General features: G+C 52.7%; 2 protein-coding genes and 1 pseudogene. 1 reads left to right on the plus strand and 2 read right to left on the minus strand.

What is annotated here, in order from left to right; translation table 11 throughout:
• Nucleotides 1-139 precede the first annotated feature (139 nt).
• A complete protein-coding gene (locus H8Q75_RS04285; protein WP_297040762.1) occupies nucleotides 140-565 on the plus strand; it encodes a response regulator transcription factor in 426 nt (141 codons plus the stop codon).
• Nucleotides 566-627: 62 nt separating this feature from the next.
• On the opposite strand, the gene H8Q75_RS04290 is transcribed toward H8Q75_RS04285, so the two are convergent.
• Entirely contained in the window at nucleotides 628-2169 is a 1542-nt protein-coding gene (locus H8Q75_RS04290; RefSeq protein WP_297040764.1) for an IS5 family transposase, read from the minus strand.
• Nucleotides 2170-2326: 157 nt separating this feature from the next.
• Nucleotides 2327-2500, minus strand: a pseudogene (locus H8Q75_RS04295) (ParA family protein); the annotation flags it as partial.
• Nucleotides 2501-2670: the final 170 nt, after the last annotated feature.

Raw genomic sequence — 2670 nt, forward strand, 5'->3', positions numbered from 1 at the left:
CGGCTTCCCAAACCGCTTTTCCTACGATGAAAATTTAGCTAAATTCCGACCGCTTCAACTGTTGTGGTTTCGTATTCAGAGCTTCGTATTCAGAGCTTAGGTTCACTCACACTCCTTACCGTTAGCTTTACCGTTAGCTATGGCAGATATTCAAACTGTACTGGTCGAAGATGATCAACAAACGCGCCTGGATTTGCGCGTGGCGTTGCGATCGCAGGAGGGCATTGAGGTGGCCAGCGAAGCTACCAATGGCGAAACAGGGTTGGTACTGCTGGAGTCCATTGATGTTGATGTGGCGGTGGTAGACTCGACCCTCCCTGACATTAGCCTGGCTGAGTTTGTCGAAAAAATGCGTGATATGCAGGCCGAGTCCTATGTCACCTTGTCAAAGGTGCTGATTTTGGTCGATGCGGGGTCTGGGGCTGACCTGCCAACCCTGATGCGATCGGGTGCTGATGGCTATTGCCCAAAGCAAGCACCCATCGAGCGCTTGGCGGCAGCAGTACGGGCGGTGTATGCCGGAGAGCGGTATGTGGATCCGGTTCTGGCTGGAGAGAGCCTCTAAGTAGGGCTTGCTGAAAAAGTAAAAATTGGAATCAACCAAGAACAGATGAAGGCGATCGGAAATTAAGCCGCTATGGGGGTATGTTGCAGGTTATTGGGCTGGTAGTCGCTCACCTTCGCTAGCCAGAGGCATCTTGTGAACCCAACCGCCCAAGATAAGAGAACAAAAAATAAGGCCCAGAGCAGGCGCTCCACGTTCATGACCAGGAAAGTGATAGCAATAGCCGTTTCGGAGGTGTTGGAGAGTTTTGCCATCACTCGGTTCAAACTAAAGCGTCGCTTGGCTTGCCCAAACTTGCCTTCCACTTGGTTACGCACTTTGGCATCGGCTAGGGTCTGTTGACGCTGCTCGGCCAGAGTATCAGTTGCTGGGCGACCCAAGGGTGGGCCACTCAAACGAATGCCGCGCTCACGACAGTAAGCCCGATTGGCGCGGGTGCGGTAGATTTGGTCGGCATGCACCGAGGCTGGATAGTGGCCTTGGCGTTCTTTGAAGGCTTCAATCTGTTCGCTCAGATGCTCGGCCTCGTTAAACGCATCCCAACTCAGAACATCGAGCGAAACCCACCCATCTTGCACACTGACGGCTAGTTTGGCTCCAAATTCAACGGGGGTCCCGGCCTTGCCTCTGACAATTGGACGCAAGTGAGGTTGACCCAGACTCACAATGCGGTCTTCGACGCGATGAATTCGGTTGTCATACATGAGTTGCTGCTGGCGAAGGACTTCACTTACCACCAGCAACAGCCGATATTGACGAGCACTGAGCACCGATAACGAGGCTCCCGCCGCAAGAAGCGCGTCAATGTGATTCAGGTTGCGTCGGAGGTAGCGTAACTGTTGGCCAATGGCTTTGCGTAGAACCTTCGCTTTGGGTTTGCGTTGCTTGGCCACCGTCAGATATTGCCGTCGAGCTGTGCGGCGATAGGTGCGCGGTTTGGTCGTACCCTTATCACGCACCTGCTCGTAGAGCACATCAATGATTTCCTCGCTGACTTCTCGGGCCTCGTTGAGCAAACCCAAATCGGTGGGATAGCGAATATCGGCAGGGGCACAGGTCGCATCAACGACCAGTGCCCCCGCATTGGGAGGAGATGGAGGTTCACCAGGGTCATCCTTGTCACCCGAATCAGACTGGCTCGTTTCACACGCATTCTCTGAGCTGAGGTTATCCTCGCTTTCTTGATTAGACGTGTTTTCGACCGTCACCGAGCGGATGATATGTTCATTCACTCGGTTGATCATTTCCATCCCCAGTCGTTTGCGAAAATGCACCATCATCGATGCCTCAAATGGTGCTTTATCGCTGTACTCCCAGAGTCCTAAAAAGTATTGCAAATACGGATTTTCCCGAATCTGTTCAACGGTCTCTGCATCGCTTGTGCCCAATTTCTCTTTGATGATTAATGCTCCCAGAGCCATGCGAAACTCCTTGGCCGGAGCCCCCATATCTTCGCTGAACAGGGCGGCGTATTCGTTCTCAAACTCTTGCCAAGGAATCACCTCCGCTAGCTTGACCCAGCGGTTATCCTTTGACAACTTCCCACCAAACGGCAAGTAGAAATTCTCAAAGGACAGTTGTTCAGGGGTAGAACGACGGTACATTTTGCCTCAAAAGTGCAAGGGTTTTGGCCCTTGAAGTTGATTTTCCTTGCACTTTAGCAGTCCTTGATCCACCTGAAAACCCCTGAAACTAATCCTTTCATGCTTTCTCAGCAAGCCCTACATAGTCAAACTGACGAATGCGGGTGGGCGATCGCCATTCATCCACCACCTCAAATGGCAAGCTGCCGCGTTTTGCCCAGCCGGTGGCCGAGCGGTTAGGGTCGGCATCGATCAGCAACGTTTCCCCCTGACGCTGTAAAAAAGCGGCAAGGTGAATGGCTGTCGTGGTTTTACCGACCCCACCCTTAAAACTCGCTACAGTAATAATCACAGCTGTAGCCACCCCGGTTGGAGGGAGGGGGCCGAGCGCTGCCTCATCAGCCTCCGCGCGGCTGTCCCCAGAACTCGGTATTCTAAAAAGTAGCCTTGCTTTCCCATGCCGCCTGTTTTTCAGCCTCTGGTTTTCTGTATTTCCGTATTCATTGTTCACTGGTTTTATGC

This window comes from Thermosynechococcus sp. OHK43, from assembly GCF_014466085.1.
Classification (GTDB): Bacteria; Cyanobacteriota; Cyanobacteriia; order Thermosynechococcales; family Thermosynechococcaceae; genus Thermosynechococcus.

Excerpts from the sequence above, each read along its gene's own strand:
- H8Q75_RS04285 (WP_297040762.1), top strand. The coding sequence starts at position 140 with ATGGCAGATATTCAAACTGTACTGGTCGAAGATGATCAACAAACGCGC.
- H8Q75_RS04290 (WP_297040764.1), bottom strand. The coding sequence starts at position 2,169 with ATGTACCGTCGTTCTACCCCTGAACAACTGTCCTTTGAGAATTTCTAC.